Below are 26,152 nucleotides of genomic sequence, written 5' to 3' on the forward strand. Positions count from 1 at the left end.
AGGTAAATATTCAGGATTTGTGTTTCTAAATAATATTCATCATTATTTCAAAAAGCTGATAGTTCTGTACAAATTATAAGTAGAGTATCCCTAATCCAAAACTCTAAATACTATCAGAGTAATGTTGAAAGAGCTCGAGTGGCTATAATTTTATATTTATCTGATTAGCTGAGTAGGCACGCTTATGAGTATAGTCTCCTCTTGAATCTTTAATTTTTGCGTGTATCCTAGCTACTTTAAACCGGGCTTTTTGATCATGATTTGACCCAAAGGTTTTCCTAGATAGAGACTTTTGAGCTAACCTTAATTTTTTGTGCAACTTGTTGAGATTTTTAGGATTAGCTACTTTGTTTCCATCACTGTCAGATAATTATCTTGATTCCTGATGGGTTAATACCCACGCGCGTCAACGGCAATTTCAATGGGTTTGGTGGGGTTTACAGCAATTTTCATTTAAGTGGACTACAAAATTCTTTTTGCCCAAGGGAAGGGAGGAGTAGTAGGGGGTAGGTAGGGACGTTGCATACAACGTCCCTAGATCCTAGAAAAATGCTTTGGCCACTGTAGTCTATGTGAAAACTGTTATAAATCCCCATCGCTCCCATTATCAGTCGTACTTTAGGGGTGTTAACTTAAGTTTTGCCCTAGCTAATACTAACTACTTCTTCCATTAGAGCTAGTAGATTCTGAATTTGGTTTAACACCATTATCTTTTAGCCAAATTATCGGTATTTGATGACGGCCTACTCGGTTGCTTTGCTCTTGCATAATACTTTTGGCCTGACTAGGATCGAAATAACGAGTAAAATCTGCTTTCTCTTGATTAAGTCTTTCAGTTGTGGCTTCAATTTCAGATTCAATTACTTGTAGCTTTTCTTGAATAGATTGGTAATGAGGCCACAATTTCAAGAAAGCTGATGTTACAAAAACAGAAATTACAATATTAGTAAATAATTTGACTGTAGTTTCAATTGTTATTCCTAGATAAGAAGACTTGATTCTTTTGGAAAATATTTGAGGTTTTACCTGAGTAGGAGTGTTGTGAGAAACTGGTGAAAATGTTACAGGTTTAGTAGCTTGCATAAAATTTAGTCAAGATAGCTTCATCAATTAGAATATTTTTCTATTTAGATATTAATCTATCGATTGAGTTTACATTTAAGATGTCAAAATAAAATTAAATATTGAAGTAAACTGCGATTATTGTGAACAAGTACAAGTGAAAGCTAATTAAGAATATTATTGTTGAAAAAATGATTTAACAAGATTGCACAACTCATCTAAAAGGACTATTATAGTGTTTTGATTTGATATGTAAATATAGATTGAGTTTTTTTATAATAAAAAAAGTGCTGTGTTGAGTACCATATATCCTTGTGTGTACTAATCTTTAATGCTATTTTCCCTCCTTTAGTATTCCCTATCCTCTACTACCTCAATACTTTTTTCATAGCACTTAGTATCCACATCCCAGATAAAAAGGCTGTAGTATGAAAAATCAGATAAATAATTGGTTCGTATTTGAATTTGATTTTAATTACCTTTGGTTTTCACAGCAAAGAAATTTTTTGAAGATTCCTATTCCATCTCCATAAAAAATTTGTCCCAACAGTTTTTAACATAGCAACTTCTCTATCATACTTAGTTTTGCTAAAAAGCAAAAATTTTACTGTATCTTGAGAAGCAACTGTTAGGACAAATTTAGATTTTGATAATTGACCGAGATTTTATTTGTAAAGCTCAGTTGAGAGTCGGAATGCTAAGATTCCTGGGATGAGAGCAATTACTAGAGCAACTAATACTTGAGTGTCAGATAGAGGCATAGTTCAAAACTCCTAATGTTTGTATTTGTAGTTTGCAGTTAATGTTCCATATTTTACCCGTAATTGGCAAATTTACAACTTGTAAACAAACACTAATTTTTTTTCTTCTTTCTACACTACGCATTTGATGTATTTAGCTGCGGGGTTTGCTCTTGCCTGAAACATCTCATAAGATTCTTAATATAAGTCAACATAAGTTGACAAAAAAGAAATTATTTTCAAGAATATAAAATTAGTTAAACTACTATTAATATTCGGTAAGTGGTCATTAGTATTGATAATTAGTATAGTAGGTGTTTCAGCCCTAATTTGCCATGACGATACAGAACTACTTGAACCTGAGAGTCAAATATACAATTAATTTTGCTTGACTACTTAGATATATTTTCTCAGACTAACGTTTATTCAAAGGCTATTTAAGGTCGCTATATTAGTTAGAATTATCAACCAAATATATAGTTTATTCAGAATAGTTAAGAATTGATATTTTAAGTATTTCTATATTTATACAGGATAGGGATTTCTTCAGACAAATATTCCTGCTAAATTGAGCAAATAAAGCTGAAATTTATTGAGATTTCAATATGGCATTGAAAAAGTTAGCTCTCTAAATCAGGGAGCTAACTCATAGACATTTAAGACAAGAAAAATTTTCTCTATTTCTCTATATTATTCAACAATCCAAGGAGTTAAAGTTGGCTGCCATGATACTAACTCTTCCTCTTTAAACCAAAGACTAATTTCAGTTTGAGCAGTCTCAATCGCATCAGAACCATGTATTAGATTACGGCCAACACTAATTCCATAATCACCACGAATTGTACCAGGTTCAGCACTCAAAGGATTAGTTGCCCCAATAATTTTTCTCGCAGATGCCACAACCCCTTCACCTTCCCAAACCATTGCTACTACAGGGCCAGATGTAATAAATTGTATTAAGCTTGGAAAAAATGGTCTTTCTTTATGAACTTCATAGTGTTTTTCAGCTAGTTCCTTACTTACACTCATAATTTTTAGACCAACTAGGGTAAAACCTTTTGTTTCAAAGCGACTGATAATTTGGCCAACAAGTCCTCTTTGGACACCATCGGGTTTAATAGCTATGAAGGTGCGTTCCAAACTGATACTCCTCAAAAATTTTCTGAATACACAATACAGATTAACCTGATTTGACGCTCTGCTGTACAATACCTACACAATTCCGGCAAAACTCGGTAAAACCTGGTAATGCCAGTCAAAGATGTTTGCTTCTTGCTTCAACCTGGGAGGCCACCCTCTTCCAGTTCACAAGCGTAAATTCGGGTACAGCCTACCCTATTAAATTGATTAATTTCCCCATACTGAGATAACAACAGTGCAGCATTCAAGTCGCGGTCTATTCTCATTCCACAGTGAGGACAATTCCCCGGTGCGGTCTTTTAACTTTAATTCTTGATTAATACGACCACAATAATGACAAGTTTTGGATGATTGAAACCACTGGTCAGCTAGCACTACTGTCCCACCATAGCTTACGATTTTGGTTGTCAATCGTTGTTGAAAAATACTCTCTATATCCCCATCTCTTTTTAAATAGGTCTCCAATGGGTTAGCATGAGAGTAAACACTACCTGTAGTATAGTGCTATAGTTTTTGGCTACTATATCTAGCGCTGATGCTTAATTACCTGTAAATTCAGATAATTAAGTTACAATTATTGCAATCTTAGTATATTAAAAGTAAAACACATCATGGATTTACAGTCAACTATAAATCAAAATACTTCTGATATTTCAAATAACACATCATTAACTAATACTTCTAAAACAGAAATCGAGCGGATAAACTCTCAACAAAAAAAAGTATGGACTATTGAAGATAGTGAGAAATTATATAGAATTCAAGGATGGGGTAATCCCTATTTCTCAATTAATTCTGCTGGTCATATTACAGTTTCTCCTAAAGGCGATCTAGGAGGTTCAATAGACCTATTTGAACTGATTGAATCTATTAAACAAAGAAATATAGGATTGCCTTTAATTATTAGATTTTCCGATATCCTTGAAGATAGAATTGAGCGCTTAAATGCTTGTTTTTCTAAGGCGATCGCTCGTTATAAATATAAAAATATTTATCGTGGTGTATTTCCAGTAAAATGTAATCAAAATCGTCAATTAGTAGAAGAAATTGTTAAATTTGGTAAGCCTCATAAATTTGGTTTAGAAGCAGGTTCAAAACCTGAATTATTAATTGCGATCGCGACTTTGAATACTCCTGATTCACTAATAATTTGTAATGGTTATAAAGACCGAGAATACATTGAGACTGCAATGCTAGCTCAAAGATTAGGAAAAACACCAATAATTGTGATTGAACAGGTAGAAGAAGTACAGTTAGTAATAGAAGCTAGTCGAAAATTAAATATTAAACCAGTAGTAGGAGTTAGAGTAAAACTCAGCACTAAAGGTATCGGTCGTTGGGCAGGAACTACAGGCGACCGCGCTAAATTTGGTCTTGGTATTCCGGAAATAATTCAAGTTGTTAATCAGTTAAAAAATGCAGATATTTTAGATTCTTTGCAGCTCTTACATTTTCATATCGGTTCTCAAATTTCTTCAATTAGTGTAATTAAAGATGCTATTAGAGAAGCAAGTCAAATTTATGTTGAATTAGCTCAACTAGGAGCTAATATGAAATACTTAGATGTCGGCGGTGGTTTGGCAGTTGATTATGATGGCTCAAAAAGTAAGTTTTATGCTTCCAAAAACTATGATATGCAGAACTATGCCAATGATATTGTGGCAGAAGTTAAAGAAGCTTGTGAAGAGAAAAATATATTACCACCAATATTAGTTAGTGAAAGTGGCAGAGCTGTTGCATCTCATCAATCAGTTCTTATTTTTGATGTTTTAGGAGTTAGTCAAGTTCCAAAAGAAGAACCTAAAATTGTTGGAAAAGAAGAGCATTTAATTCTACAAAACCTCTACGAAACTTATCAATCTATTAACAAAAATAATTACCAGGAAGCATATCACGATGCAATTCAATTCAAAGAAGAATCTATAAGTCTATTTAATTTTGGATATCTGAGTATTAGCGATCGCGCCAAAGTAGAACAACTGTATTGGGGATGTTTTCAGAAAATTCAAGAGATATTAAAAGGTTCTGAATATATTCCAGATGATTTAGAAGAACTAGAAAAAATCATGGCATCTATTTATTACATTAATCTTTCTGTTTTTCAATCTGCTCCTGATAGTTGGGCGATTAATCAATTATTTCCAATTATGCCTATTCACAGGTTAGATGAAGAACCTACAGAAAGAGCTATATTAGCTGACCTTACCTGCGATAGTGATGGAAAAATTGAGAAATTTATCGATTTACGAGATGTCAAATCATTATTAGAATTACATCCTCTTCAAACTCAAGTTAGTGAGAAATATTCTGAACATTTCGCAAGTCAAACATTAGAAAATTCCTCAAAAGAAATTGCTTCTATCTTTAAACCTTACTATCTAGCAATGTTTCTTGGAGGTGCTTATCAAGAAATAATGGGTAATCTACATAACCTATTTGGTGATGTTAATGTTTTGCATATTAAATTAACCCCTTCAGGTTACAAAATCGAACACGTTGTTAAAGGTGACACAATGACAGAAGTATTAAATTATGTTCAGTATAATTCTGATGGTTTAGTAGAAAGTATTCGTCGTCAAACTGAGCAAGCTTTACAAGAAGAGAAAATTACCATTAAAGAGTCGCGAATGCTGCTGCAAAATTATGAGAATAGTCTCAGCAGTTACACTTATCTAATCTAAGGAATGATTTGGATCGGAAAGACTACTAAAAGGAATTAAAAAGCAAGAAGGAAGAAGTTATATTATGTCCGGTTAAATACTTATAAATCAAAGATGAAGGAGTAATGAGTCAGGAGGGAAGAATAAGGAAGAGAAGAAAAAAGTTTTTCCTGAGCGCTATTAAACGGACATGATATTAAGAGTAAATTTCAGACAATTACTTCACAGAATTCAAAAGTCAAAAAAAAGTTAATCAACCTCTTTCCCTCTTCCTTCAACTTAAACTCTACGAACTAATATCAAATCCCCTAGCATTGATATAATTCAGCATTTAGTAATAAGAGTTAATATAGTAGGAGTAAAATACCTTTTGCCCATACTAACTTTAGGAATTATACTACTCAGAAACTAATATATAGAACTTTGTAGAACGATTAGGTAAAATGCTCAAAGCAATAAGCAAAGATCAAAATGAAATCTTATTATTTACTCAATACTTTTACTCTTTTACTGTACCAATTAGGGATTGCTGATTAAATCTCAAAGCATTTATAGATAAAGGTTTTAGCCTTTTTAGAGCGAAACAAAGTGCAATTTTTTAAGCTTGAGCAAGCAAAAAGTTAGGATTTTGGGCTAACTATGGCAAAAAAAATAAAGGGATAAATATATCCGACTACCTCCTCTAAATTCCCCGTTCCTCCTTACTCCTGAGTCGTTCCTCCTAACACCTACCCCTGCCAAAAGACTTTTTCAGCAAACCCCAATTAGTCGTGCAAAGGGCAGCAATTGAAATATAGCAGTCGAAAGAAAGGTTAAGACATATCAAAAGCTTAAAACTCAGACAACGCCAGATTTTTTCAACTTCAGTCCTCTCCTAGATAACTAATCGCCTAGATAACTAAAGGCCTTCTTCCTTCTTCCTTCTTACTTCTTAACTTATGTTATAAACTTTAGAAAGTTGAATGAAGCAACTTACTTATTTTTCTTGACAATAACAAACATTAGCTAAACCGTTTAGCTTGTTATTATCTCCCCTAAAAACTTCTGAGAATTAGGTTTTTTATTGTTTTCACAGTTTGAATCTATTAGAAATTGCCACTTCTTTCTGAATAATCCAGTAGTGACTTTACTGATACAATACTCCGCAAACAGCAGCTGTACAGCCAGGAAAATATTGCTCATATACTATTGTGGATATAAACTATATTCTGCTAATTTCTAAAGTTTAAACTCAATAAGTGAACAACTCTTGTTTCCTAGAATTCTCATCTATAGAAGAGGTAACACACAGTCAAAAAAATTATCAACCCTTCCTTCTTCATTAGAAATTAACCACCATTTTCTTGCAAAAAATCCTTAATATCTATATGTTCTTGAGGAGGATCAGGATGACGAGTATCAGTAATTAGCCAATCAAGAGCAGCAGCTTGAACATCAATAGATGCTCCAGTCTTATCCACACAATAGCGACCAAATACTAACTTATCAATCAAACGAATTCCTGGGCCTAAGCGAGAATACTCAAAAATTACACTGCTATTAACAGTAGCTCCACTACAAATCCAGCAATTCGGACCAATCATGCTCGGCCCAACAATTTTTGCTCCATCTTCAATTCTGGTCATACCACCGATATATACAGGCCCTTGGATATCCACCTTATCCCAGTTAACCGCTACATTTAAGCCTGTATAAATTCCTGGAAATACCTCCTTACCAGGAATAGAAACATTTTTGACTTGCCCCATAAGTACATCATTAATTGCTCGCCAGTAGTCTGGAACTTTTCCAATATCCACCCATTCAAAATCCATTGCCACACCATAAAACGGCGCTCCTATCTCCACCAACTTGGGAAATAACTGACTACCAATATCAAATTCAACACCAGACGGAATATAATCAAGCACTTCTGGCTCAAAAATATAAATACCAGTATTAATATCGGTACTAAGAGCTTCTTCAACTTTTGGCTTCTCCTGAAAAGATTGAATTCGCCCTGTTTCATCTGTCACTACAACACCATAACTAGAAACCTGTTCGCGAGGAATAGATTTCATAATAACGGTAGCCATCGATCCTTTTTCTTTGTGCCATTTGAGTGCTGCGGTCAAATCCAAATCTATCAAAGCATCACCACAAAGGACTATAAAAGTATCATCAAAGTAAGGATAAAAGTCTTGAATTCGCCTCATACCACCAGCAGAACCCAGTGCCTCCCCAATCAAGTTTCCATCCTCAATTCGTCCTTCAAAAGAATAAGCAATATCTACCCCAAACTTTTGACCATCACGAAAATAATCCTCTATTTCCTTTGCTAAATGGCTAACATTGACCATAATTTGGTTAACACCATGTTGACGAAGCAACTCTACCAAAAATTCCATTACTGGTTTTTGCAGAATAGGAATCATTGGTTTAGGAATGCGATAAGTAATTGGACGAACACGAGTTCCTTTACCGGCTGCCAGAATCATGGCCTTCATTTAAGTTTCCTCCACCTTTGAAATATCAAAAATACTTATATCTGTGTTTTCAATTAACACAATTCACTCCGTTAAAATCTCAGATTAACAGAGAGAAGAGCAAAATGAGAATTTTTCACTTTCCCTATTTAAAGGTAGATCGATAAATTTTTATCTACCAATATTTTATTTATCTTTGGCTAAACATTGAACTAATGGACACATTTTTCTCGCTGATATATAAATAAACACCGGAGAAATAATTTTCCTTGGATGTTTTCTAATTTTCAGCTTGATGGTTTTAATTTAACTAGGAGGAAGTAAGAAAGAGGGAAAAAAGAAGAAGGTTGAGTAATATTTTTGACACCGTGTAACCTGATCCTTAGGTAGAAGCTTAGGAGAGCAAGGGGGTCAATCTCCAACTTTTTAAATTAGATTAAATATCGTTATGGACTAACCACAACTATATGCTGTCAACTTCTTTCCTACTTCTTACTTCTTTTAAAGATAGAGATTTTAAGTGTACATCATTATACTACGCTTTTTTTTCAGAGAAAAGTTAATAAATAAGAGTTTTATTCAGATATAAATTAAAGTTCCAAATTTTGAGTTTTAGGAAAGAAGGCATTAAATATTCTTCTCTAAAACCGATCGCCCCTCGGAAGTGGATGAAATAGTACGGATTCTAATATCTTGATAAAATTCTTCTTGGGATAATTCAACTTTAGACTGAGCAGAAAGGAGTAGTAATGCCCAAAATACACCTACTCGGTCATAGTTTACTTGGACATTAGTACATTCATTTTCAGCTTTAGACTGTAATACTGAAGACCACAATTCCAAAAGGCGATCGAATTCAAAGCAACCTTCACTGCTCTGTGATGATTTTTCTAGAAGGAACTTTTCTAAGTCACTAGCTGTATCTACTAAATTTTCCTGGTGGGCTAATTCTGCAATTGCTCTAGCTGCTTGCTCTCTTGCTTTTGAGCTAGTTTTGCGAATACGGGGACGTACTTTTCTATCTTCTATAGTAGATTTGATCAGTTGTAACTGCTCGATTAATTCTTGAAGGGTGACTCGACGTTTGCGCTGAGAAGGAGCAACAGCACGACGACGCAATTGTTGTTCTAATTTCAGTGGTATTTTTGGTGTTTCAAAAGTTTCTGCTTCTGGAATTTGGACTTCTTCAGATATCTCTGAATTTGTTTCAGATGATTCTGAATTAGCTAAGTGATCTGCTTTTAGCCATACTAAAATAGATGCGTATAAAAATGCTTGGCCTGACTGAGACAAATTTGTAAAGTCATCACTTGCAGAAATATTTGATTCAGGAGTTAGTTTACTTAAGTAGCGGTCTATTACGTCAATTACTTGAACATCCCAAGGATTAATTTCTCCCTTTTCTGCTAAGTTTGTGAGTAAAGCAATTCCTTCTGAAACTGTTTCTGAAACTTGAGGAACTCCAACTGTCATGTCTATCGTTTTTTCCTATATTTTATATAAATAATTCTCAGATTAACTTGGAAACTTGTTAACCTAAGAACTCACACTTTCTAGTAAGCGCAGGACTATATTAGAGTAACTAATTTGAACAATGGGAAGGTTAGTATGATTCAAATACAAATATCCATATAGAAAAATATTTCAATCAATCTGAAACTATATTTCTGCTACCTTAACTAATTATGGTTTTATTTAGAAGTTTCTGCTTCAGTAGATTTCCCTGTTTCAGATAAAGTTTCTGCCGCTGGTAAACTAGCTCTTTGAATCAGTTCCTCTTGATAGCGTTCCATATCTTTTTCTAATTCTTTAATGCGTTTATTTCTGGTACGAATTTCTCGCATTTCTCCCAAAGTTGTGATGGTACGTTGCATTCTTGACCACAAGTTAAATAGCCATGCCAAAATAGCTCCTAACCCTGTGGCAATTACAAGTTCTACAGATAAAGGGGCTTCAAATTCAATGCCTTGAATAAGTTTGATTGTAGTTAATTGGGTATTCTGTAAACTGAATATAACCAAAGCTAAACAAACTAAAAAAATTAGCAAAAAATTAATCGGTCTCATTATTTTTGTTTTGATTTATTTTGACAACTACCGATACTTAATTTATACCAGATAAAGTATAGATTGACAACAATATATTTGTAAGCAAACAGCCGTCAGCTATTAGCTATCAGCTATTAATTTTGGGGATGGTCATTTCAGTTATCAGTACCTCTCCAATAAGGAGGCTTGACATCAGGAATATTATCTTTTTTTATCCCCTTAAAAGGGAGGCTTTATACCAGGACTTTTCGGTAAAAGCAACCCTTGAAATTGAGAAAGAATAAAAAGTTACTGTCAAAGTATCCTTCCCAAACCTTAGAAGTAATTATTTGTTATTAATTGCTGTTAATTTGTTATTAATTGCTGTTAATGTAGTTCCGACCCAGTAAGCTAGCTGACTGCTAATAGTTGTTTGCGCATTCCGCAGGAAATGCTTACATATATTTTATAATTTTGATGCAGTAGCTTAATTTTTTAATCCTCAAATTTTAGGCAATATTATATAGTATAAAAATCAATATTGATTAATCTATTTTTTAATAATTCCTAAAGCGGGCAGTACTTGATATTTTAAAGCTATACCTAAATAAACAAATAAACCAATTAAGATTGTACCTATTCCTATGGGACTAGGAATCCAAAAGACTACATCTAATGAATTTGATTCTCCTGGATTTAATTTCCAGACAATTTGTCGATCGCTTAGATAAGTTATTGCATCATTTTCAGTTGCTTGAATGTTGTTAAAACCCCAAGGCGTAGTTAACTGAAACTCTAAATCTAATAACTCATCTGGATTAACTATAACTTTGCTATTAGATGTAGATAATTGCAAATCTAAATTAATGCTCAATTTATTCCGCAGTACTAAAAAGAAATTATTCTGACTTACTTCAATCTGAGATTCAAATTTAGGTAAATCTGCTGTAACATCGGCAGCATAATTATTAGATTCTTGTGGATCTATAGGTTTAAAAAATTGATTAAATTTTTCTTCTAATTCCGCACCATTATTAAAAGGAATTGTAACTAAAATTTCTTGAGAAGATATTTTTTGAGTTTTTCCTCGTAATTGATTAACTCTAGTGTCTATACTTCTTAACCATTCAGAAACTATCTTCCCACTGAAATTCTTTAACTCATCTGCTAATTTAATATGTTGCACAATTTCACCATGGTTTTGGCTCTCAAAATTTATTCCAACTTCATATTGAACACATCCATTCAATAGTAAAACTGCTAAAAAACTAATCAAAATAACTTTAAGGACTTTCATATCTAAGCCTCCCTTGTTGCTACACCTAAATTTTGAAATACAATACATGGCAAATAATAACTATTGCCAACTAATTCAGGAAAATTGCCTATATCTACCAAATTTTGAAATGCTTCAAAAATATTACCTGCCACCATTGTATTCTTAACTCTACCCGTTATTTCACCTTTTTCTACCTTATAACCTAAATCTAAATTGACAGAAAATTCTCCTGCTAATTGATTAGATTTACTAGCTCCTAATACCTGGTCTATAATTAGACCTTCTTTTATATTACTAATCAATTCTCTTGGAGAAGCTTGGCCAGGATTAATACTCAAATTTACTAAACTAGGAGTTGGTTGAGATAGTCCATCTCGGAAACCATTCCCAGTGGACTTACGTCCAGCACGAGCAGCCCATTGTTGGTCCCAATAGAAACTTTTTAAAGTGCCTGCTTCTATAAAAGTCTTGACCGTAGTTGGGATACCTTCGTCATCAAAGGGACAAGCATAAAGGACTATATTTGGGTCTTCAAAGAGAGTAAAACGAGGATCGAACATAGTTTCTCCCACTTTATTGGTAAGAGGGGAAGCTTTTTGTACCACAAGCTGTCCAGATAAAACAGTTTTAAATAATCTAGCGATCGTCTTTCCTACTGCTGTGGGAGTAAAAAATACGGGAAAATTTCCAGTAGTAATCTTAGCTGAATTTTCTGCCCATCGATATTTTTGGATTAATTTTTCTAGTAGTTTATTGATATCTAAGGTTCGATCGCTTATTGCATCTGAAGTAGATATTTGCAGAAAGTCTTCATTCCGAACTAAGTTACCGGAAATACTCACATTAACTAATTGATTAAACCTTTGAGCATAAACATCAGTATTAGTCAAAATTTTAATATTTTTGTTCTGAATATTAAAGTCTATATTGACTAGAATATCGGGGTTATAATTATGAATCTTTTCAATAATTTCTTCACCAGAAGTAATTAATTCATTAACTTGAGGTAAATTAAACTCTAATTTTGGGTAATTAAAATTGTATGAAGAAGCAAATTTAAATTGTGCAGTCTCACTAACTTTTGCTGTTTGAATTGCTCCTTCAACTAAATCCTCAATTCTTGTCAAATCTGTAGAACTAGCAAAACCTAATTTACCTTGATAAATTAATCTGAGAGCTACTCCTTGTTGAGCCTTAGTTTGTAGAGACTTTAAACAATTATTTTCAAATTTTATTGGTGTTTCCTGAGTAGACAAATAATAAATTTCTACAGCTTCAGCTTTCTGAGTAGCTAATTTAAGAATTTGCTCTAGAGTAGACTCACTCATATTGACATCTCCTCCAAAAGAGGGAATAGGGAGTATGGGGAAATAATTGATAATTTATAGATAATAATTGATCGGGACTTACGCAAATTGACTTTTAAAGCACCATTTGTAGGGACGAATGGTATTTGCTCTCGCTATATGTAGAGTCTGTGCGTAAGTCCTGTTGATTTTATTTTGGATTTTCACGCCTATGTCTAATAATTTCTATCCTTGCTTATCTGGAAAACTTAAAGTCCCACCGTCATTTCAGTTATCAATTATCAGTACCGACCGCTGCTAAAATTGGGGTTTGCTCAAGGGGAGCGACTTGTCTTTTGGCTATCCTCTACTGCTAATACCAATTACCATCCATTAATGCTTAAATTAAGTAGCACTTTAATTATTAAGTAATTAACACAAACAGGATCGAATTTTTGATAATTAGCACCCCAGTTAGTATTAATTATTCTGATGTTTACTTCTCCTCCACTCCCCTACTCCCCCGCTCCTGACTCCTAACTCCTAACTCCTAATTCCTAACTCCTGACTCCTGACTCCTGACTCGTTGACCTATCAAATTAAAATTCATCATAATTTTGTGCATCGTCACGTTTAGAGCCTAATAATTCTAATTGGTATACTCTAATTACTGGTTTAGAGCGATTTGTCCCTGTATTACGGTCTTGCCAGTAATCAAACTTTAGAGAACCTTTTATCCCAATCAAACTACCTTTACGAACATAGTCAGCAGCAATCTCTCCAGTTCTATCCCAAATTTCTAAATTGAACCAGTCTGGTTGCTCACTCTTGCTAGAACGACGATTTACTGCCAAAGTTAAATTGCAAACCACACTACCAGACTCAAAATATTTAACATTAGGGTCTCCACCTGCCCTACCAACCAAAGTAACAATATTTAGACTCATAAACTATTATATATATGATTATATATATGATTATATGATTAATTAAATTCTAGTCTGATTATCTACAAGAATATCTCAAGAGGACTAATTATTCAACCATTGATTAAATCTAACACTTCCTCCAGATTCTGTCCCTATCCTGTTGCAGTATAAAATCAAGGACAGCTAAATTTGCTTGCATCAATTTTTGTATAGTCCTGATAGACTGAGGAGTAAAAACAAAATAGAATACCTCAGCAATATATCTAGATAAATTATTACACAAACTAAGATTGAATTTTGGGGGTCAAAAGTCAGTGGGTTGGATAAATCGCTTTTCTTTGTCTCGGGACATGGGAATTGACTTGGGTACTGCAAATACCCTTGTATATGTATCTGGTAAAGGTATTGTTCTTCAAGAACCATCTGTGGTAGCTATTGACCAGGAGCAAAAAACTTCTATAGCAGTAGGGGAAGAAGCGAAAAGGATGCTGGGGCGAACTCCAGCTAATGTAATTGCGGTCAGACCTTTACGGGATGGGGTCATTGCTGATTTTGATATAGCAGAATTAATGCTAAAGCATTTTATTAGAAAAGTTCATGAAGGAAAAACCTTGGTATCTCCAAGAATTGTAATTGGCATTCCGAGCGGAGTAACTGGTGTAGAAAGAAGAGCTGTAATGGAAGCTGCAGCTCATGCTGGTGCTAGAGAGGTACGATTAATTGATGAACCAGTTGCTGCTGCTATTGGCGCAGGATTACCTATGGCTGAACCTACAGGTAATATGATTGTGGATATTGGTGGGGGGACTACAGAAGTTGCTGTTCTAAGTTTACAAGGTACAGTTCTTAGTGAATCTGTCCGTGTAGCTGGAGATGAATTGAATGATGCTATTACTCAGTATATGAAAAAAGTCCATAGCTTGGTAATAGGCGAGCGAACTGCTGAAGATATCAAGATGAAATTGGGTTCAGCTTATCCTACTTTGGATGACAATGAGGCAACGATGGAAGTTAAGGGTTTACATTTATTATCAGGTTTGCCCAGAACTGTTACTGTCAAATCTGCAGAGACGAGAGAAAGTATGGCAGAACCTCTATCAATAATTGTAGAGGCAGTTAAGCGAACTTTGGAACGTACTCCTCCTGAACTAGCAGCAGATATTATAGATAGAGGTATTATGCTAGCTGGTGGTGGTGCTTTATTAAATGGGATAGATACTTTAATTAGCCATGAAACTGGAATTGTCACTCATATTGCAGCAGACCCACTTTCCTGCGTAGTCTTGGGTACTGGTCGTGTCTTGGAGAATTTTAAACAACTGGAAAGGGTTTTCAGTGGACAGATGCGCTAAAATTCAGTTATTTTGTAGCCAAATTATAGGGGGTAGAAGGTTAATTATTTGTATTTCCTAGTTTTGTCTTGATTTATAATTCCTAACTTTTGTGAGTACTGCTATATTTGAGTACCTATTGAAAAGCGTTCTGATGATAATAACCTATAGATATATAATTTTACAGAACTTTTGAGAACTGTGAGATACAAGTTTAATCACTGACCCATTTTTCCTAATTTCTCTAAAACTCTGTATTTTTAAAATTAGTAAATTAGTAAATCTCGAAATTCAGTAAGAAGATTAATTACTAATAACTCATGGTTAATTGCGATTTCAATAATCAAATATTAGCTAGTTAGGGCTTGCTGATTAACTATCAAAGCATTAACAGATAAAGGCAAGTGCCTTTTTGGAGTGAAAAAAGCTACAAGGCTTTCGGTTGCTCAGAAGCTCATGAATGTTAGCATTTTGGGCAAGAGTTGGGCAGAAAAATCAGGGGACAATTTCCAACTACCTCCTCTATAATTCCCATTTTTCCTGACTTCTGAATTCTGACTTCTGACTCCTTATACAGAAGTTTCTGTTTTGAATATAAATTAGTAGTAATAAAGTTTAAAGTAGTAGCAAATTTTCAGGTTTTACCAATGCAAACATTGCGTCGTCGAAGCTTAAAAATCATCAGAAAAGCTGCATTATTAATTTTAGCAGTAAGTGCAGCTTTTTGGGTTAGACAAACTCAAGGTTCTTTACTTTTTGAAATTTATAATTGGCTGAGTTTACCATTTCAACCTAGTCCTGTTCAACAAGAAGTATTAGTGAATGCTCGTATAGAAGAACTAGAAATTCAATTACAAGAATTAGAGAAACAAAATAATACTCTCAAGCAACTTTTTAATTATACAAAAACTAAAAAAACAAAAGGAATAGTAGCTCCTGTAGTGGGTAGAAGTGCAGACTATTGGTGGCAAAAAGTAACTCTAGGAAGAGGTAGTAAAGATGGTATTCAAAAAGATTTTATTGTGATGGGAACTGGTGGTATAGTAGGTAGAATAACTAGCGTTACACCCCATACTAGCCAGGTATTATTAGTAAGTGACTCTACCAGTAAAGTTGGCGCAGGAATTATTCGCAGTCGTCAGATGGGTTTTATGAAGGGTCAGGGTAATGATACAGTTGTCTTAGAATTTTTTAACGATCTTCCTGATGTTAAGGTTGGTGATTTTGTATCTACTTCTGCTTATAGTCAATTATTCCCGGCAGGTTTGGCTATCGGAAAAGTTGAATCTATTAATTTGAATAATACTCCTGCTCCACAAGCTAAGGTTAAATTATCAGCACCACTTAATACTTTGGAATGGGTGACTGTTTATCAAAATAAACAAAGTGAAACAGAAAAGTAATTCAACTATCAATGATCGACTTTTTAATTTTTCTTTAGTTGTCTTTCTTGAGTTATTTGGTTATTGGATGTATTTAATAAAAATTAAAAGCTTTTGATTGGTCAATTTTTTATTCAACAGAGACAGTATATATAGCAGTCATACTTTAATTGTGCAGAAAATATCTGGGAATTAGGGAATAGGGGTAAGGCTTTCCAATTTTTGACAATTCATTTAAGACTGCCATAATTAAAATCATGCAAAAATATTAATAATTTGCACGACCTAAAATTATTAGGAAATCAGTCTCATTCTGCTCACAGTTATTTTATTTCCCATTTTTATTAATTTTCAATAATGGCAATTCTTCTGTTACAAAGACTCTTTTTACCTAATTATCTTTTACCTAAGACAAATGAAAATTATCATTGACTTGGAAAAAACTCTATATAGTAATTCCCAAGAAGCGTGAGGCAAAAAATTCGTTTGTTTTAGGTAGAGACGTTGCATGCAACGTCCGTAGGTCTGAGTAATACCAATTTGATAAATATTTGCTACAAATAACTAAGTTATTTCTTAGGAGGACCGAAGACCGAGTCAGGCAGGGAAGCCGTCGGATTGGCGACGTACAGAATGAATAGCTTTGATACTATTTATTAGGTTGTAATTTATCTTTTTAGTCCTTGGGGCATCTCTTTTAAAGTCTTTTAACTGCCCTGATTATTCGTAACATTCTTTTTCCAAATTGGTATAGTTCGGGAAAATAAAATCAAAAGAATAAAAACAACTTTACCTCAGTAATTTGAGAAACTCTATAGGTGTTTTTTGCAGCAAAAAAAAATAGTATAAATTACCAAGAGCCTAAAAATTTTCTCCTGGTTAAAAATTGAAAAATTAACTTATCCTCAACAACTTTCAAATTATTAAATTTATTTTCTTAATTCAGATGTCTAATATATCTCAGCAAGCTATTTTAAAATCATTAATCACTATTGCTTCTGCACTAGTTTGTGCACTATTATTGTTCACCCGTATTCCAGGAATGGAGATTTTTGGCATAAGACCTAACTGGTTATTAATTTGGGTAGTTGCTTGGAGTAGCCAGAGTTCAACTATAGAAGCTTTAGTCGCTGGCTTAGTTTTAGGATTAATTCAAGATGGCATCACAGCTCCCTATCCCACTCATGTTATTCCTTTAGTTTTTGCAGGATTTATCATAGTGTTTTTACAGAAGCAACGCTTTATTCAAGAAGATTTTATTTTCATAGCTTTAGTAACATTTATTCTGGCAATTATTGCAGAAACTTTCATGGCAATTCAGTTAGGATTAATCGGCAATCAAACCTTTGGAGAAATTTGGGTTTACTATAAGCAAGTTGCTTTGGGTTCTGCTGTTATTAGTAGTCTTTGGGCTCCTGTTATTTATTTTCCTCTCAGTCAATTGTGGAAACCTTAAAATAACTAAGTAGTTAACTTTTAAATTGAAAAAAACTATATATTGATATTGTTCAAATTATAAATTCAAAAGAGTAACTGTCTATGCTAAAAAGTACAGATTTTGAAAATCAATCAGAAATAAACCGAGTCAAAGTGTTAAGTGAAGCACTACCTTACATTCAAAAATTTGCAGGTCGTAAAATCGTCGTCAAATATGGCGGTGCGGCCATGAAAGATAGTAACCTCAAAGATAAAGTAATTAGGGACATTGTACTACTATCTTGTGTGGGTATACGTCCGATTGTGGTTCATGGTGGTGGCCCAGAGATTAACTCTTGGTTGGGTAAATTAGGAATTGAACCGCAGTTTAAGGATGGTTTGCGAGTTACTGATGCGCCCACTATGGAAGTAGTAGAGATGGTATTAGTGGGAAGGGTTAATAAGGAAATTGTTTCTTTAATTAATCAAGCTGGTGGCCGTGCTGTGGGTCTGTGTGGCAAGGATGCGAACTTAATAAAAGCACGTCCCGAAGGAAGAGAAGGTATTGGTTTTGTTGGGGAAGTAAGTAACGTCAAAATAGATATTCTAGAATCCCTAGTTGATAATGGCTATATTCCCGTGGTATCTAGTGTAGCTGCAGATGAAAAAGGACAAGCTTACAATATTAATGCAGATACTGTTGCGGGTGAAATTGCTGCTGCGATGGATGCAGAAAAGTTAATTCTCCTTACAGATACAGCGGGAATTTTGGAAGACTATCATAATCCAGATAGTTTAATTGTTAAGTTAGATATCCAGGAAGCTAGACAATTGATTGAAAAAGGAATTGTATCTGGTGGAATGATTCCTAAAGTAAATTGTTGTGTGCGGAGTTTAGCTCAGGGAGTTCGAGCTGCCCATATTCTTGATGGTAGAGTTCCCCATACACTTTTACAGGAAATTTTTACAGATTCTGGAGTTGGCTCAATGATAGTAAGTAGTTTGGCAGTTAATAACTTTTAACTAGGGTTTGCTGAAAAAGTATTTTAGTAGGGGTAGGAGACAGGAGACAGGAGACAGGAGACAGGAGAAATGGGAATTATAGAGGAGGTAGTCGGAAAAATTGTAAGAGTGATTTTTCTGCCATAATCGTCCTAAAATACTAGCATGCATGAACTTCTTCCGCTGAAAAGCTGATACTCTTTGAGACCAAAAAATGCTAAAACCAATATCAGTCAATGCTTTGATATTTAATCAGCAAGACCTAACTATAGTGCTGTGCGCAGGCAACAGGCAACAGGCAACAGGGGGAATAAAAAAACCGATAATATAAAACTATTAGCTATTGGACAGTTCTTGTTTTTTGTACATAAGTCAGCGCACATTGCTATAGGGTACAGGGGAGAAAACTTTTCTCTGTCTAAGGTTTATCATCTAGAGTAGAATCCTCAGTTGCAGAAGCAGGAGGAATATCTTTGTAAAGATGGCTTTGAGCGACATTTTTATGAGAAGATGATAAAGAATGCTTTAATGGTCTCCTCGTATTTTCTTTTGTTTTTGGTTTTAAATTAAATGTTTTCCAGGCTACTTTAATACCAGTAAAAATACTTTTCGTTGTAGTTTTAACTTCCTTGGTTTGTTGACGGACATTACCAATACTTCGATCGACTTGCTTAACAATTTCTCCTGCACTCTGGACACTATCATTAACATCATCAGTTAACTCACTAATTTCTATGCCAGTGAGACGAATTGCTTCTAAAGTTGGTGGTAATTCGCGAGCTAGGATGTCTGCTAACTTTTCTAGACTACGAGCAGCTCTTGCTAATGCCAACATCGCAGGTAAGGTGACAATTAAAACAGTAGTGAGGCTCAATGCAACCAGGAAAAGGGACAATCCAAGCCAAAACAAGGGGTTGTTCACAGGTATTTCGCCTAAACAGGGGAATGATAACTTCCTATTCCTGGATAATCTTAACAATAATAGGTGCTATTGTAGAGTATTTTAAGATTAAAAAAAAGCTTTTTGTTTTAATTTTCCCTGTTTATAACTACTGAAACTTCAGAGTTTTTGGCTTCTAGTTGAGATAATATTTCTCTCTCCTTTTGACTAGCTTCTAATCCAGCAGCGATCGCCTCTCTTAGTCTTTCTAAAGTTTCCTCCCAAGAATTAGCAGTAGATCCTGAAAAGCGGTCTGCTTGAAATTTGACACTGGTAGACAAGTCTGTTACAAGTAGGGCAAAAGCAGATGCAGATTTTTTCACCAACTGTCTTGTTTTTTTGCCCGTTCTAGGAGCTATTAATAACCCTGTTAATGTACCTATAGCTGAACCTAGCAGTAGACCACTGATAAATAGTCCAGATTTTTTGTTTGACATACTTAAAAAATATATATATCTCTGTCTAGAATACTTCTTTATTATCAATCATATCTAAATTTTTGAAAGAGTACTCCCATTATAATCGCTCTTATTTGATGGTAAGATTTGATGCTGAGAGTGTCAATATATTTAGTGCAGGAAGGCGCAAATATAGACCGTAATAAAGTCAAAAAACAATTACAAATCAATACTTTTGACTGTCTTGAGTGCGTCTTGCATTCTGAGGAAACCTCAGAATTACGCACTCGCTTTTAACTTTTGATATCAAATCCGTTTAATTGGACATAAAAAAAATCTTCAATCGTCATAACTACCCTCATCTTTGTAATTCTTTCTCCTCCTGACTCCTATCTTCCCCTCCTGGGAGGGGGAGGGGCGAGGGGTGGGTTGACTCCTGAGGACTCCATACTTAACCATTCTATGGCTGTTTAACCGGATTTGATATGACTTTTAACTTCCGCGTAGCGGCACTAGCGCCAAATTCTACAGAAACGATGCCAAATGGTTCTGAGCAACCACAGCATGGCCATAATTTGTTTAACCTGTTGAACTTGTAAATCCAGTTGTTTATATAGTTGTCGTAGTTGATTTATTTTCTGCTGGTGAAGTAGGAAAAATTCTGGTGTTTTATCAAGTACCTTACTGGTACAAAAATCTATCAAATTGAGAGTTTGTTCTACTTGTAGCAATGTTTGTCTAACATTCCAGATTCTCCAAGCGAGGTAAAAACAAAAAATTGAGATAACAATATTTAGTTCAATTACTAACCACAGCATTTTTCTCTTCACCGAACATTCTACATAATAACTAAAACAAACAGTCCAATCAGAATCAAAACTTATCATTATCATCAGGGTCGCGCAACCTCGCCTTTTAAGGCGCAATATTTTTGGAGAGTTGCTCACGCTTCCCCTATTTCCCCTCCTGGGAGGGGGAGGGGCGAGGGGTGGGTTAACTTCTGACTTTTGACTTTTGACTTCGTTAAGATGTTCCCTAAAACTCTTATGTTGGACCGACACATCTAAAATGGAGTGGGGGAGATTGAATATTTAAGTCATTATATAGCAATCCTAAATAGGTCGTGACAAATCAAAAAGTAAATAAAAAAACTGAAACTCTTACCAGTTAAGTGTTCCCAGTTAAGTGTTCCCTAAAAAGCAGTAAGATTTTTGACACGAATAAAATAGGATTGCGATAGAGTTATCAAAGTATATTATATCAAATCCACTCGGATTTGGTATCAAAAAATGTTCCATTAAAGCGCCATTGTCAAATCTTTCTCAATCTCCCCATCTTTCTGGTCAAGGTTTTGATAACTCAACGTTTTAGACGTGAAATAATTTCCGGAAATTACTGTAGCATCAAAGATTTAAGCCTATAAAATCTTACTTTTAACTTTTAACTTTTAACTTTTAACTTTTGACTTTTAACTTCGTTTCTGGTTATTTATATAATAAGGAGAAAAGCTACTATGAAATTTATCAATCCCAAGGTCGATTATGCTTTTAAAAAAATCTTTGGTTCCGAGCAAAGCAAAGAGATTTTAATCAGTTTTCTGAATGCGATAATTTATGATGGAGAAAAAACTATTAAGGATTTAACAATTGTCAATCCTTTTAATCCTGGTCAAATTATCAGTTTGAAAGATACCTATTTAGATATAAAAGCTGTTTTATTTGATGGCTCTATTGTAGTTATTGAAATGCAAGTCGCACGGATGACTGCTTTTAGCAAACGGGTAATGTACAACTTAGTTAAAGGTTATGGCAACCAGTTGGAAACAGGAGATGATTACCCCTTACTACGTCCAGCTATAGCGGTAACAATTACAGATTTTATTCTTTTTAAAGACAAGATAGATGTTATTAATCCATTTGTGTTTAAACATAGAGAGAAAAACTGGGAATATCCCGATCGGGAATTACAGTTAATTTTTGTGGAACTGCCGAAGTTTAAAAAAACTTTGGGAGAGTTAAAAACTTTAGCAGATAAGTGGATTTACTTTCTGAAAGAAGCTGCCAAATTTGATGATATTCCAGATAGTTTAGGGGAGGTTGCAGAAATTGAACTTGCTTTAAATATTGCTGAGAGAATTAATATGACTTCAGAAGAATTAGAGATAGTCGAGCGTCGGGCCATAGCATTACAAGATGAGAAAGGACGACTAATTTATGCAGAAGAACAAGGAGAAGCAAAAGGACGGCTTAATCAAGCGATCGCTCTGGTCAAACTTTTAATAACTCAACGTTTTGGAGAGGTTTCTGAAGAAATTAGTAGTCAGATAGAAAGTTTGCCTTTGGCAGATGTGGAGGATTTGGTGAAGGTATTTTTAAGTTTTAATAGTTTGGCAGATTTGGAAAGTTGGTTACAGGAACGTTTATCAATGGATAACTGATAATTGATAATTGATAATTGCTTAATTTGGTCTAATACCTCTTCAAAAATGCAAGAAAATCAAAAGAAAATATTTTCCTGTTTGTCAATCCTCTTCTTTCAAGGATAGGTAATTATCCATTATTCATTGTTCATTATCAATTGTTTATAAGGAGAATACTACTATGAAATTTATCAATCCTAAAGTTGATTATGCTTTTAAAAAAATCTTTGGCTCCGAACAAAGCAAAGAGATTTTAATCAGTTTTCTGAATGCGATAATTTACGATGGAGAAAAAACCATTAAGGATTTAACGATTGTCAATCCTTTTAATCCTGGTAAAATTATCAGTTTAAAAGAAACTTATTTGGATGTTAAAGCAGTTTTAGTTGACGGTTCAATTGTAATTATTGAAATGCAAGTGGCACGAATGACTGCTTTTAACAAGCGGGTGGCTTACAATTTGTCTAAAGCTTATGCTAATCAGTTGGATAAAGGAGAGAATTATCCTTTATTAAATCCGGCAATAGCTGTCACAATTACAGATTTTATTCTGTTTAAAAATACTGATGATAATATTAGTAAAGATGATTATATTAATAAATTTGTGTTTCAGGAAGAAACTAAAAAGCTTAAATGCTTGGAAAAAGAATTGCGGTTAATTTTTGTGGAATTGCCGAAGTTTAATAAAAGTTTGTCAGAGTTAAATAGTTTGACAGATAAGTGGATTTATTTTCTGAAAGAGGCGGCTAGTTTTGATGAGATACCAGAGAGTTTAGGGGAAGTTGGAGAAATAGAACAAGCTTTAAATATTGCCAACTTTATTAATATGAGTCCAGAAGAGTTAGAGATAGTTGAAAACCTAGGGATAGCGATGCAAGATGAAAGAGGAAGGATAGCTTATGCAGAAGAAATTGCACGACTTAATCAAACTATAGCTCTAATAAAGCTTTTGATAACTCAACGTTTTGGAGAGGTTTCTCAAGAGATTAATAGTCAGATAGAAGGTTTGCCTTTAGTAGATGTGGAGGATTTGGTGAAGGTATTTTTAAGTTTTAATAGTTTGGCAGATTTGGAAAGTTGGTTGCAGGAACGGTTGAGGTTGTAAATTGAGTCAAGTTCGCTTATTATCTTATCCAGTGTCGAACTTGCAAATATTACTGTGTGAAATAAGGATTTTTTTGGACATCGGTGGTCGTACTGATAACTTAAATACGAAGGCGAGTCCTATTCCTCAATGAGACTCGCCGTTGGTCAATTTGAGTTAGAAGTGAGGTTCAGAGGGTTGAGTTAGGAGGAGAGGCGATCGCTCCTTCACCATTGTTTGACTCAACATCCGTGTGTCTATCCTCTATTTTAACTATTTAATCTCATACAGCCATGCAATCGCTTCTCCATGGTCTGTGTCGAGAGTCTTTAAGAACGCACGACCTTTATAACCATTCCTGCCGACGGTCACATCGTTACTGTACCACATATCATCCCAACAATGCTCCGCTGGCTTATTTCCCGATCGGCCGCTCTCACACATGTTGATTTTCCTCTCTCCCCACAGTGGCCAGCTACTTCCTAACTGAAAGAAGTCCTTTCGGGTTTCAGTTACCTCATAGTTCGCTGCAAATGAATGAGACCCATACGAACCCTGTCCTATAATCTTCGTCGCTTTTGCCGTACGCGCCTTCACATCATCAGCTGGCCAGTTGGACGAGTCATTATATGCACCCACTCGTTCCAACGTACCTCCAGTCTTGTTTACCACAACTACATAGTGACCTTCTGCATCACCAAAACCTAACAAATCTAACACCTGATCTATCGTTGTGTTTACATCTACTGATACTGACCCTCCAACTTTAGCTTCTGCACTATTTGTAGGGAATGCTCCCATACTTATTGCTATTGCTAGAATCATTGCTATGATTAGCTTTCCAATTCCTTTCATCTGCTAGTTTCTCCTTTGTTTCTTTTTGTGACCTTTTGTATTTGACATCTCCAGGGGTTGAAACACCCAGAATTCTATGGTTAATCCAACCCCAATGGGATAAATCTACCTAAGAGTTTCCTCTCGTCTTTAAGAGTAGACTTTATTTGTTTCCTTTTAATAATTTTTTTTTATTGATAATATAAATTTTACTTATATATTTTTTTTGACTTGCACAAGATAAACACACTTATATCAATCACCTAAAATCAACCTTTTTTTCTCAATATTCATAAAACTTAGCTATTGTCAATCCCTTTAAATCAACCTTTTTCAGGGAAGACAAATATAGCGCAAGTCAAAAGTCAAAAATAATCCCAGAGGCTCGTTTGATAGATTAAAAGTATCCTTACCATAATGCGTAGTGCTATATTAGTAGATTGGAATACTCTATTATTGGCTGTAAATACCAATTTTCCAGTAATTACAGAGGTTAAAAATCTGGTCAAATTGGGATGCCAAAGATCAAATTTAAAAGCTCTTTGGAAAAATTAGACCACAAATAAAGAAATAATAGGTTTTTATGCCAGGAGGCGGACTTGAACCGCCGACACGAGGATTTTCAGTCCTCTGCTCTACCAACTGAGCTATCCCGGCTTTTTTTTTCACTGCTTAACTATACTAGCAGACTAAATATAATTTTGACAAGTACTTTTGGATTTTTTTTCTTGAGTCAGGAGTCAGATTTTGAAGTCAAAAGTCAAAAGTCAAAAGTCAAAAGTAAGAATTTAACCAAGTCAAATTTTGAAGTTAAAAGTCAAAAGTTAAAAGTAAGAATTTAATTAAGTCAAAAGTCAAAAGTTAAATTAAAGCAATGAGGCGATCGGAGGAGCTGGTAACTTGATAACTAATAACTTAACTGATAATACCAAGCGTTAAAAAAGAATGTTACTAAATAGAGCTCTTTATGTTCGGTATGTTTGGTGGGTTACGGCGGACAGTTAAGATTTTGGTTCGCGACTTAATATTTATTTTACAAGGAGTCTATAAATCTATAAAATCTTACTTTTGACTTTTGACTTTTGACTTTTGACTTCAAAATATGACTTTTATCTCTTTTAACTACGCTCTATTCCTATTAATGGTGTTGGGACTTTATTGGTCAATGCCACGACAGTCTTGGCGAGTGTTTGTCCTCTTAGTTGCTAGTTTATTTTTCTACGCCACTATTCAACCTCAATATATTCCATTACTATTAATAATTACCCTTTTGAATTTTTACCTTGCTCAAGCTATTGGGGAACCAAAAGATTGGCGTATTGCTAATAAACAATGGAACCGCCGTCGCTTGCTATTATTGTGGTTAGGTATAATATGCAATATCTTACTTTTATTAAGTTTCAAATATATACCTTTTTTATTAAATAGTATTGGCATTCTGTACAATATACCTAATATTTTAGAAACTGCTAATTGGGTTGATAGTAATGTAATTGCACCATTAGGTTTAAGTTTTTTTTGTTTTGAATGTCTTGCTTATCTAATTGATGTTTATCGAGGCGCTCCATCAGCTTCTTCTTTATTAGAATTTACATCTTATAAATTATTTTTTCCCAAGCTTATTTCTGGTCCGATTACTCGCTATCATTATCTACAAAATCAGTTAGGAATGATCGGCAAAAAAAATACTCTAGATTCAGTTAAAATACCAGCCTTAAAATTCCCAAATTTAGAACAAATTACAGAAGGAATTTGGTT

22 protein-coding genes, 1 tRNA gene and 1 pseudogene are annotated in these 26,152 nt (G+C 34.3%); 8 read left to right on the forward strand and 16 right to left on the reverse strand.

What is annotated here, in order from left to right:
- Positions 1–142: 142 nt before the first annotated feature.
- The 5 genes and pseudogenes from D5R40_RS08795 to D5R40_RS08815 all read right to left on the reverse strand — a co-directional run.
- Positions 143–352, reverse strand: a pseudogene (locus D5R40_RS08795) (transposase); the annotation flags it as partial.
- A 302-nt stretch (positions 353–654) separates the two neighbouring features.
- Positions 655–1,083, reverse strand: coding sequence for a slr1601 family putative cell division protein (locus D5R40_RS08800; RefSeq protein ID WP_124145005.1), 429 nt, complete (start codon positions 1,081–1,083; stop codon positions 655–657).
- 644 nt (positions 1,084–1,727) lie between these two features.
- Positions 1,728–1,823, reverse strand: coding sequence for a photosystem I reaction center subunit XII (gene psaM / locus D5R40_RS08805; protein ID WP_071525264.1), 96 nt, complete (start codon positions 1,821–1,823; stop codon positions 1,728–1,730).
- Between the two features lie 669 nt (positions 1,824–2,492).
- Positions 2,493–2,942 (reverse strand): nucleoside-diphosphate kinase, encoded by a 450-nt coding sequence (gene ndk, locus D5R40_RS08810; protein ID WP_124145004.1) that lies wholly within the window; start codon positions 2,940–2,942, stop codon positions 2,493–2,495.
- Positions 2,943–3,149: 207 nt separating this feature from the next.
- The gene (locus D5R40_RS08815) at positions 3,150–3,353 is read right to left on the reverse strand and encodes a zinc ribbon domain-containing protein (protein WP_161564523.1); all 204 of its coding nucleotides are present in this window, start codon (positions 3,351–3,353) and stop codon (positions 3,150–3,152) included.
- Positions 3,354–3,553: 200 nt separating this feature from the next.
- Here D5R40_RS08815 and speA point away from each other — a divergent pair, with 200 nt between their 5' ends.
- The gene (gene speA / locus D5R40_RS08820) at positions 3,554–5,623 is read left to right on the forward strand and encodes a biosynthetic arginine decarboxylase (protein ID WP_124145002.1); all 2,070 of its coding nucleotides are present in this window, start codon (positions 3,554–3,556) and stop codon (positions 5,621–5,623) included.
- Between the two features lie 1,307 nt (positions 5,624–6,930).
- Here speA and D5R40_RS08825 read toward each other — a convergent pair.
- From D5R40_RS08825 to D5R40_RS08850, 6 genes are all read right to left on the reverse strand, one after another.
- A complete protein-coding gene (locus tag D5R40_RS08825) occupies positions 6,931–8,088 on the reverse strand; it encodes a nucleotidyltransferase family protein (RefSeq protein ID WP_124145001.1) in 1,158 nt (385 codons plus the stop codon).
- Positions 8,089–8,694: 606 nt separating this feature from the next.
- Positions 8,695–9,540, reverse strand: coding sequence for a segregation/condensation protein A (locus D5R40_RS08830; RefSeq protein ID WP_124145000.1), 846 nt, complete (start codon positions 9,538–9,540; stop codon positions 8,695–8,697).
- Between the two features lie 218 nt (positions 9,541–9,758).
- On the reverse strand, positions 9,759–10,133 hold the full coding sequence (locus D5R40_RS08835) for a LapA family protein (RefSeq protein ID WP_124144999.1): 375 nt from the start codon (positions 10,131–10,133) through the stop codon (positions 9,759–9,761).
- A gap of 511 nt (positions 10,134–10,644) precedes the next feature.
- Entirely contained in the window at positions 10,645–11,391 is a 747-nt protein-coding gene (locus D5R40_RS08840; RefSeq protein WP_124144998.1) for a DUF3153 domain-containing protein, read from the reverse strand.
- A gap of 2 nt (positions 11,392–11,393) precedes the next feature.
- Entirely contained in the window at positions 11,394–12,701 is a 1,308-nt protein-coding gene (locus tag D5R40_RS08845) for a TldD/PmbA family protein (protein ID WP_124144997.1), read from the reverse strand.
- 557 nt (positions 12,702–13,258) lie between these two features.
- Positions 13,259–13,606 (reverse strand): single-stranded DNA-binding protein, encoded by a 348-nt coding sequence (locus D5R40_RS08850; RefSeq protein ID WP_124144996.1) that lies wholly within the window; start codon positions 13,604–13,606, stop codon positions 13,259–13,261.
- Between the two features lie 332 nt (positions 13,607–13,938).
- On the opposite strand from D5R40_RS08850, the gene D5R40_RS08855 reads away from it, so the two are divergent.
- From D5R40_RS08855 to argB, 4 genes are all read left to right on the forward strand, one after another.
- Entirely contained in the window at positions 13,939–14,940 is a 1,002-nt protein-coding gene (locus D5R40_RS08855) for a rod shape-determining protein (protein ID WP_124145045.1), read from the forward strand.
- A 626-nt stretch (positions 14,941–15,566) separates the two neighbouring features.
- Positions 15,567–16,322, forward strand: a complete 756-nt coding sequence (gene mreC / locus D5R40_RS08860; RefSeq protein ID WP_124144995.1) for a rod shape-determining protein MreC — start codon at positions 15,567–15,569, stop codon at positions 16,320–16,322.
- Between the two features lie 925 nt (positions 16,323–17,247).
- Positions 17,248–17,757, forward strand: coding sequence for a rod shape-determining protein MreD (gene mreD, locus D5R40_RS08865; protein ID WP_124154517.1), 510 nt, complete (start codon positions 17,248–17,250; stop codon positions 17,755–17,757).
- An 83-nt stretch (positions 17,758–17,840) separates the two neighbouring features.
- Entirely contained in the window at positions 17,841–18,740 is a 900-nt protein-coding gene (argB, locus tag D5R40_RS08870; protein WP_124144993.1) for an acetylglutamate kinase, read from the forward strand.
- Between the two features lie 397 nt (positions 18,741–19,137).
- Here the strand turns inward: argB and D5R40_RS08875 are convergent, their stop codons facing one another.
- The 3 genes from D5R40_RS08875 to D5R40_RS08885 all read right to left on the reverse strand — a co-directional run bounded on the left by D5R40_RS08875 (position 19,138) and on the right by D5R40_RS08885 (position 21,118).
- Positions 19,138–19,641, reverse strand: a complete 504-nt coding sequence (locus D5R40_RS08875) for a DUF948 domain-containing protein (protein WP_124144992.1) — start codon at positions 19,639–19,641, stop codon at positions 19,138–19,140.
- A gap of 107 nt (positions 19,642–19,748) precedes the next feature.
- Positions 19,749–20,096, reverse strand: coding sequence for a YtxH domain-containing protein (locus D5R40_RS08880; RefSeq protein WP_124144991.1), 348 nt, complete (start codon positions 20,094–20,096; stop codon positions 19,749–19,751).
- Between the two features lie 473 nt (positions 20,097–20,569).
- The gene (locus D5R40_RS08885; RefSeq protein ID WP_124154518.1) at positions 20,570–21,118 is read right to left on the reverse strand and encodes a hypothetical protein; all 549 of its coding nucleotides are present in this window, start codon (positions 21,116–21,118) and stop codon (positions 20,570–20,572) included.
- A gap of 452 nt (positions 21,119–21,570) precedes the next feature.
- On the opposite strand from D5R40_RS08885, the gene D5R40_RS08890 reads away from it, so the two are divergent.
- Together D5R40_RS08890 and D5R40_RS08895 are read left to right on the forward strand one after the other, a co-directional pair.
- Complete coding sequence (locus D5R40_RS08890) at positions 21,571–22,494, forward strand: Rpn family recombination-promoting nuclease/putative transposase (RefSeq protein WP_124154519.1); 924 nt, start codon at positions 21,571–21,573, stop codon at positions 22,492–22,494.
- A gap of 163 nt (positions 22,495–22,657) precedes the next feature.
- On the forward strand, positions 22,658–23,581 hold the full coding sequence (locus D5R40_RS08895) for an Rpn family recombination-promoting nuclease/putative transposase (RefSeq protein ID WP_124154520.1): 924 nt from the start codon (positions 22,658–22,660) through the stop codon (positions 23,579–23,581).
- A 252-nt stretch (positions 23,582–23,833) separates the two neighbouring features.
- On the opposite strand, the gene D5R40_RS08900 is transcribed toward D5R40_RS08895, so the two are convergent.
- Both D5R40_RS08900 and D5R40_RS08905 read right to left on the reverse strand, forming a co-directional pair.
- Complete coding sequence (locus D5R40_RS08900) at positions 23,834–24,415, reverse strand: hypothetical protein (RefSeq protein WP_124154521.1); 582 nt, start codon at positions 24,413–24,415, stop codon at positions 23,834–23,836.
- A 563-nt stretch (positions 24,416–24,978) separates the two neighbouring features.
- Positions 24,979–25,051, reverse strand: a tRNA-Phe gene (locus D5R40_RS08905).
- Positions 25,052–25,496: 445 nt separating this feature from the next.
- On the opposite strand from D5R40_RS08905, the gene D5R40_RS08910 reads away from it, so the two are divergent.
- On the forward strand, positions 25,497–26,152 hold a 656-nt coding region (locus D5R40_RS08910), incomplete at its 3' end, for an MBOAT family O-acyltransferase (RefSeq protein ID WP_511035256.1).

Source organism: Okeania hirsuta (assembly GCF_003838195.1).
GTDB lineage: Bacteria > Cyanobacteriota > Cyanobacteriia > Cyanobacteriales > Microcoleaceae > Okeania > Okeania hirsuta.